The 6,904-nt window shown below is 70.2% G+C and carries 6 protein-coding genes; 1 reads left to right on the top strand and 5 read right to left on the bottom strand.

From position 1 onward, the window contains the following. Window positions 1–128 precede the first annotated feature (128 nt). From QH470_RS20645 to QH470_RS20630, 4 genes are all read right to left on the bottom strand, one after another. On the bottom strand, window positions 129–1,199 hold the full coding sequence (locus tag QH470_RS20645) for a CaiB/BaiF CoA transferase family protein (RefSeq protein ID WP_280274044.1): 1,071 nt from the start codon (window positions 1,197–1,199) through the stop codon (window positions 129–131). Between the two features lie 84 nt (window positions 1,200–1,283). Continuing rightward, complete coding sequence (locus QH470_RS20640) at window positions 1,284–2,240, bottom strand: LLM class F420-dependent oxidoreductase (RefSeq protein WP_280274042.1); 957 nt, start codon at window positions 2,238–2,240, stop codon at window positions 1,284–1,286. A 130-nt stretch (window positions 2,241–2,370) separates the two neighbouring features. Next, a complete protein-coding gene (locus QH470_RS20635) occupies window positions 2,371–2,775 on the bottom strand; it encodes a cobalamin B12-binding domain-containing protein (RefSeq protein ID WP_280274041.1) in 405 nt (134 codons plus the stop codon). Further along, window positions 2,775–4,352 (bottom strand): methylmalonyl-CoA mutase family protein, encoded by a 1,578-nt coding sequence (locus QH470_RS20630; protein ID WP_280274043.1) that lies wholly within the window; start codon window positions 4,350–4,352, stop codon window positions 2,775–2,777. The genes QH470_RS20635 and QH470_RS20630 overlap by 1 nt, the downstream gene beginning before the upstream one ends. A 90-nt stretch (window positions 4,353–4,442) precedes the next feature. On the opposite strand from QH470_RS20630, the gene QH470_RS20625 reads away from it, so the two are divergent. After that, window positions 4,443–5,276 (top strand): SDR family oxidoreductase, encoded by an 834-nt coding sequence (locus QH470_RS20625; protein ID WP_280274040.1) that lies wholly within the window; start codon window positions 4,443–4,445, stop codon window positions 5,274–5,276. A gap of 10 nt (window positions 5,277–5,286) precedes the next feature. Here QH470_RS20625 and QH470_RS20620 read toward each other — a convergent pair whose 3' ends face one another. Continuing rightward, window positions 5,287–6,501 carry an XdhC family protein gene (locus QH470_RS20620; protein WP_280274039.1) on the bottom strand — a complete coding sequence of 405 codons (1,215 nt, stop codon included), beginning with the start codon at window positions 6,499–6,501 and terminating at the stop codon, window positions 5,287–5,289. Between the last annotated feature and the right edge of the window lie 403 nt (window positions 6,502–6,904).

The raw sequence follows: 6,904 nt of genomic DNA, 5'->3' as shown, positions 1-6,904 counted from the left end.
GCTTTTGGCCGGGATCCACGTCTGCGCGATGGATCCCGGCCAAAAGCATGCCGGGATGACGGACGGGCTGGGGACGCCGGGATGACGAACAAGCTGGGAACGTCGGGATGATGAGGCGGGCTGGGAACTCAGCCCCCGTGTTCACCCAACTGTGGGGGCGGGCCGTACTCGGGCTCATAGCCCGCGACGCGAATCGGGTTGCCTACCAAGCGGTATTCGCCTGCGGTGATGACGGCCTCGGGGCTGGCGTGGAGGGCGTCGGGTAGTTCCCGGACGGCGGCGGCGGGGATGCCGAGGGGGCGCAGGCGGGCTTCCCAGCCCGTCGCGGTGTCGGCGGCCAAGGCGGTGGTGACCGCGGCCAGTACCTCGTCGCGGCGCGATACCCGGTCGGCCATCAGCTCGAAACCCGCCACGCCCGCCTCGGCGGCGAAACTCTTCCAGAATCCGTCGTGCGTGACGAACAGCGCCAGATGCCCCTCGGCGGTCGGAAAGATCTGGGCGGGAACATAATACGAGTGCGCGCCGAAGGGGCGGCGCTGCGGGCGCTTGCCGTCGTTGAGGTAGGCGGCGGCGTGATAGTTCAGCTGCGAGAGCATCACCTCGTACAGCGAGACGTCGATCTGCCCACCGCGACCCGAGACGATCTGGGCGAGCAGGCCCAGCGCCGCGGTCAATCCGGTCGAGTTGTCCGCCGACGAGTACCCCGGCAGCGTCGGCGGCCCCGCCGGATCGCCGGTGAGCGCGGCGATCCCGGCCGCCGCCTGGATCACGTAGTCGAATGCCGGATCGTCGCCGCCGTGCAGCCCGTAGCCGGTGATGGCGACACAGACGATCCGCTCGTTGTACCGCCGGAGCGCGTCGTAGGTGAGCCCCAGCCGCCGGATCGCCGACGGCTTCAAATTCACCAGCAGCGCATGCGATTCCGCCACCAGCTCACCCAGCCGTTTCCGGCCCGGCTCGCTGTCGAGTTCCAGGCGGATGCTGCGCTTGCCCCGGTTCAGGCTTGCGAAATAGCTGTCGCTCACCTTGCGGGAGATGTCGCCACCCGCCGGCTCCAGCTTGGTGACCTCCGCACCCAGATCGGCGAGCATCATAGTGGCGTACGGCCCGGCCAGCATGGTGCCGACCTCGAGTATCCGCACTCCGGCCAGTGGGCCGGAACCGGCCCCGCCGCGCCGCTCCCGATCCGTTCCGGGCATGTCCGACCCCACAGCTCCTCCTTCACCGCCATCCGGATGCGGCGAGGCGTCCGCGCGCCGCCCGGCCATGGTTGAACCTGCGGCTCAACGCATTTCGCGGGCCAGGCCCGCGATCATCTCCCGCGTGCGCTGCTTGGACGCGACGAGTTCGTCGCGGTTGTCGCCGATCGGCAGCAGCCGCACCGAGATGTCGGTGGCGCCCGCGTCGGCGTAGCGCCGCAGCCCGGCCGCGATCTCGGCCTCGTCACCGGCCAGGCACAGGTCGCCGATGTCGCGGGCGTCGCCCTGCTCGAGCAGTCGTTGATAGTTCGGTGACACCTCGGCCTCGCCGAGAATCCGGTTCGCGCGTGCCCGCGCCTCGTCCACCCGCCCCGGCTCGCACAGACACACCGGCAACCCGGCGACCACGCGCGGCGCGGAACGGCCCGCGTCGGCGGCCGCCTTGGTGATCTTCGGGACGACGTGCTCGGAGATCGCGCGCTCGTCGGCCATCCACAGCACCGTGCCGTCGGCCTGCTCCCCCGCGATGCGCAGCATTACCGGCCCGAGTGCGGCCACGAGCACCGGCACCGGAGCCACCGGCCCGAGATCGAACGGATTGTGCACCGTGAACGTCTCGTTCTCCACGTCCACCGAACCGGGGCCGGTCAGCCCCGCGCGCAGCACCTCGAGATAGTCGCGGGTGTAGGTGGCCGGTTTCTCGTAGGGCAGGCCCAGCATGCCGCGGATGATCCAGTGGTGCGAGGGCCCGACGCCCAGCGCCAGCCGTCCCCCGGCCGCCGCCTGCGCCGAGAGCGCCTGGCGCGCCAGCGCGACCGGATGCTGCGCCTGCAACGGCACGACCGCGGTGCCCAGCTCGATGCGCGAGGTGCGCAGCCCCATCGCGGCGATGGTGATCAAGGCGTCGAAGTCGGTGGGGATCTGCGGGATCCACGCCGTCGACAGTCCCGCGGACTCGGCCCACTCGATATCGCGGAGCATCCGCTCCAGCTTGCGCGCGGAGTCCCCCTTCTCCGGTCCGATCATCACTCCGATGCGCACGTGTCCTCCAGACTGCGTGAATACGTGTCGCGCCCGGTCACGGCGGCGCGGTGGCGGTCAGCGCGCGGCGCCCGGCCGCGAAGCTGCTTGCGTGGGTGAGGGTTCCGGCCACGCGCCGGATCGCGCCCGCTCACTGCGCGGCGCTTCCGGTCAGCGCACGGATCTCGCTGACGAGCGTCTCCAGCGGGGTGCTCGTCGGAAACACCGCGGCCGCACCGCATTCCAGCAGCTTCGGCACATCGGCCTGCGGGATGGTGCCGCCCACGACGACCGCGATATCACCGGCGCCGGCGGCGCGCAGCGCGTCCACCACTCGTTTGGTCAGCGCGAGGTGCGCGCCGGAGAGGATGCTCAGGCCCACCACGGCCACGTCCTCCTGCAACGCGATCGACACGATGTCCTCCACGCGCTGCCGAATCCCGGTGTACACCACCTCGAATCCGGCGTCGCGCAGGGTGCGGGCGACGATCTTGGCGCCGCGGTCGTGCCCGTCGAGTCCGGGCTTGGCGACGAGCACGCGGGCGGGCGCCGTCATCAGAACACCACCGGCTGCTGGAATTCGCCCCACACCGATTTCAGCGCCGCGGTGATCTCACCGACCGTGCAGTAGGCGTTGGCGCAGTCGACCAGATGATGCATCAGATTGTCGTCTCCCTCCGCGGCCCGCGACAGGTCGGCGAGCGCCGTGCGCACCGCCGCGGAATCGCGTTCCGCCTTCACCCGGGCCAGGCGTTTCAGCTGCCGCTCCCGGCCGTCCGCGTCCAATTCGTAGGTGCCGATATCGGGCGCCGGCTCATCGGAGACGAATCGGTTCACCCCGACCACCGGGTGCTCGCCGGATTCGACCGCCTGATGCAGCCGGTACGCCTCGTCCGCGATCAGGCTCTGCAGGTATCCGTCCTCGATGCAGCGCACCATGCCGCCGTGCTGCTCCAGGTCGTGCATGATCTCGATGATCTTGGCCTCGGTGGCGTCGGTGAGGCTCTCCACGAAGTAGGAGCCGCCGAGCGGATCGGCCACCCGGGTCACCCCGGTCTCGTAGGCGAGGATCTGCTGGGTGCGCAGCGCCAGCGTCGCCGACTCCTCGCTGGGCAGCGCGAACGGCTCGTCCCACGCGGCGGTGAACATCGACTGCACGCCGCCGAGCACCGCGGCCAGCGCCTCGTAGGCCACCCGCACCAGATTGTTCTGCGCCTGCGGGGCATACAGCGACGCGCCACCGGCGACGCAGCCGAACCGGAACATCGACGCCTTGTCGGTGTCGGCGCCGTAGCGCTCGCGCACGATGGTGGCCCAGCGACGCCGTCCCGCACGGTATTTCGCGACCTCCTCGAAGAAGTCGCCGTGGGTGTAGAAGAAGAACGAGATCTGCGGGGCGAACTGGTCGATCGTCATCCGGCCGCGCGCGATCACGGTGTCGCAGTAGGTGACTCCGTCGGCGAGGGTGAATGCCATCTCCTGCACGGCATTCGCGCCCGCGTCGCGGAAGTGCGCGCCCGCCACCGAGATCGCGTTGAACCGCGGCACCTCGGCCGCGCAGAACTCGATGGTGTCGGCGATCAGCCGCAGCGACGGCTCCGGCGGCCAGATCCAGGTGCCGCGGGAGGCGTACTCCTTGAGGATGTCGTTCTGGATCGTTCCGGTGAGCTTCGCCCGCGGCACGCCCTTCTTCTCCGCGGCGGCCACGTAGAACGCCAGCAGAATCGCGGCGGTGCCGTTGATGGTGAAGCTGGTGCTGATCTTGTCCAGCGGGATGCCGTCGAACAGCACCTCGGCGTCGGCGAGCGTGTCGACGGCGACGCCGACGCGGCCGACCTCCTCGCTCACCTCGGGATCATCGGAGTCGTAGCCACATTGGGTGGGCAGGTCCAGCGCCACCGACAGGCCGGTGCCGCCCTGCTCGAGCAGGTACCGGTAGCGCTGGTTGGACTCCTCCGCCGTTCCGAAACCGGAGTACTGGCGGAACGTCCACAGCCGTCCCCGGTATCCGGTCGCGAAGTTGCCGCGCGTGAAGGGATAGGCACCCGGGGCGGGCGGGTCGCCGCGCCGATCGTCCGGCCCGTAGACCGGATCCAGCGGGATGCCGGACGAGGTGTGCACTTGGTTGTCCATCATCGAATATGCTACTTCCGTAAATGGAGAATGCCAATACCGTTTGGCGCGAACGCCTGCTCAAGGCAGGTTCCGGCCCCGAGGAGTGCCATGTCCGACCAGCAACAGCCGCTCACCGATCGCACGATGGTGATATCCGGCGCCAGCCGCGGTATCGGCCTGGCGATCGCGCTCGCCGCGGCCCGGCGGGGCGCGAATATCGTCCTGCTCGCCAAGACCGCCGAGCCGCATCCGCGGCTGCCCGGCACCGTGCACACCGCCGCCGCGGAGGTGGAGGCCGCGGGCGGCCGGGCGGCCGCGGTGGTCGGCGATGTCCGCAACGAGGCCGATGTGCGGCGACTGGTGGACACCGCGGTGGAGCGCTTCGGCGGGGTCGACGTGTGCGTGAACAACGCCAGCGCCATCGCCACCGAGCCCACCGAGCGGCTGTCGCCCAAGAAGTTCGACCTGATGCAGGACATCAACCTGCGCGGCACCTTCCTCCTCACCCAGGCGTGCCTGCCGCACCTGCGCGATTCGGCGAACCCGCACGTGCTGACCATCGCGCCGCCGGTGAACCTGAAACCGCGCTGGCTCGGCGCGCATCCGGCCTACACCCTGTCCAAGTACGGGATGACGTTGCTCTCGCAGGGCTGGGCGGCCGAATTCGCCGATGCCGGAATAGCTTTCAACTGCCTGTGGCCGGAGACCTACATCGCCACCTCGGCGGTCGCCAACCTGCGCGACGGCGAGCAGCAGCTCGCCTCCGCCCGCAGCCCCGAGATCATGGCCGATGCCGCGGTCGCGATCGTCACGCAGCCGGCCAAGCGGGTCACCGGTGACTGCTTCCTCGACGTCGACGCCTTGTCGCGCTACGCGGGGATCGCCGACTTCACCCGGTACGGCGGCGGCGAGAACCCCACGCGCGACCTGTTCCTGGACTGACCCGGAGGCGTCATCCCGCGGCGAGGCGGCGGGGCGCATGGGGGGCGTCTTCCGGGTGGATGGGCCGTTCGGTCGCGGACAACGGGCGCGCGGACCCGCCGCGCCGGACGGCCACGATCTCCGCGCCGATGGCCACCGCCGTCTCCTCCGGGGTCTGCCCGCCGAGTTCCAGGCCGATCGGCGAATGCAGTAGGGCCAGTTGGCTTTCGGTGACCCCGGCGGCACGCAGCTGCGCCCGGCGTTCCCGATCGGCCCGGCGCGAACCCATCGCCCCCACATAGGCCACCGGCAGCCGCAGCGCGGTACTCAGCACGGGAATATCGAATTTCGGGTCATGGGTGAGGACGCAGAGCACTGTCCGCGCATCGACCGGCGTCCGGGCGAGATAGCGATGCGGCCAGTCCCGCACCACCTCGTCGGCGTCGGGCAGCCGCGCCCGGTCGGCGAAGGCGGGCCGCGCCTCACACACCGTCACCCGATACCCGAGCAACTTCCCCACCCGGCACAGCGCGACAGCGAAATCCGTAGCGCCGAACACGATCATCCGCGGCGGCGGCGCGAAGGAGTCGACAAACACGGTCCGCTCCCGATCCGCACACCCGACCACCCGCACCCCACTCCCCCCGCTTTCCAGCATCGCCCAGCCCACCCGCACCACCGCAGAATCCATTGCCGCCCCGACGATCTCCCCAACCCCACCCCAGCCGACTCCCACAGCACGGCCTTCCTCTCCCACACCGCCCACCGCCTCTCCCGCAGCACCGACCACCAACTGCCCTGTGCCGTGGGTTTCCGTTTCCGCACTCGCGCCCACACGGAACCGCAGGGTCGTGATCGCCCCGGTGTCCAAGTCCCGCACGATGGCCGCGGCGTGCTCGATGTCCAGGGCGGCCTCGATCGCCGGGTACGACTCGGGGGTGACGCGGTGGACGAAGACGTCCAATTCGCCGCCGCAGGTGAGGCCGACGGCGAAGGCGTCGTCGGCGCTGAAGCCGAAGGTGCGGCGGGCGGGGGCGCCCGTGGCCAGGACCTCCTGGCACAGTTCGTAGACCGCGCCTTCGACACAACCGCCCGACAGGCTGCCCCGGACGTTGCCCGCCTCGTCCACCGCCATCGTCGCGCCCAGCGGACGCGGCGCGCTGCCGCTCACCCCGACGATGGTGGCGAGGGCATAGACGGTATTCGCGGCGTGCCAGCGCAGCAGCTCCGCGGCGAGTTCGCGCACGGTGACCTCCCGGCGATCGTCGCCCGACCCTGGGCGAGAATGCTATTCTCATCATATTCTAGCGTCATACTCATATTCGACATATATGACATTGACACTGCGGGAACGCTAATGCTAAACACATGCTCAGCAGGCGCTCCGTCCGTATCCGAGGCGAACAAGAGGATGAGCCGGATGTTTTCGACCACACCGTTGCCCGGCGAAGCCGGTCGACGCAGTCAGCGAGCCGCCCGATGAGTTCTACGGAAACGGCCACCACCAGCACGACAACCACGGTCGTCGGCCCCCCGGGGCCGCGGCTCGAGGGCGCCCGCCGGGTCACCCGCGCCGGCCCCGTAGTAGGCGACGGGGCGCGGCCCCGCCAGGCGCCCGCCAGGGTCGTGCGCCGCCCCCAGGCGCGCGC

This window comes from Nocardia wallacei (assembly GCF_029868745.1).
In the GTDB taxonomy this organism is placed as follows: Bacteria; Actinomycetota; Actinomycetes; order Mycobacteriales; family Mycobacteriaceae; genus Nocardia; species Nocardia wallacei_B.
This window is presented reverse-complemented; position numbering and strand designations above follow the sequence as displayed.

What these genes read in the sequence shown, in the direction of transcription:
- QH470_RS20645 (WP_280274044.1), bottom strand. Translation starts at nt 1,199, where the DNA reads ATGCCCGGAACGGATCGGGAGCGGCGCGGCGGGGCCGGTTCCGGCCCA.
- QH470_RS20635 (WP_280274041.1), bottom strand. Translation starts at nt 2,775, where the DNA reads ATGACGGCGCCCGCCCGCGTGCTCGTCGCCAAGCCCGGACTCGACGGG.
- QH470_RS20630 (WP_280274043.1), bottom strand. Translation starts at nt 4,352, where the DNA reads ATGGACAACCAAGTGCACACCTCGTCCGGCATCCCGCTGGATCCGGTC.
- QH470_RS20625 (WP_280274040.1), top strand. Translation starts at nt 4,443, where the DNA reads ATGTCCGACCAGCAACAGCCGCTCACCGATCGCACGATGGTGATATCC.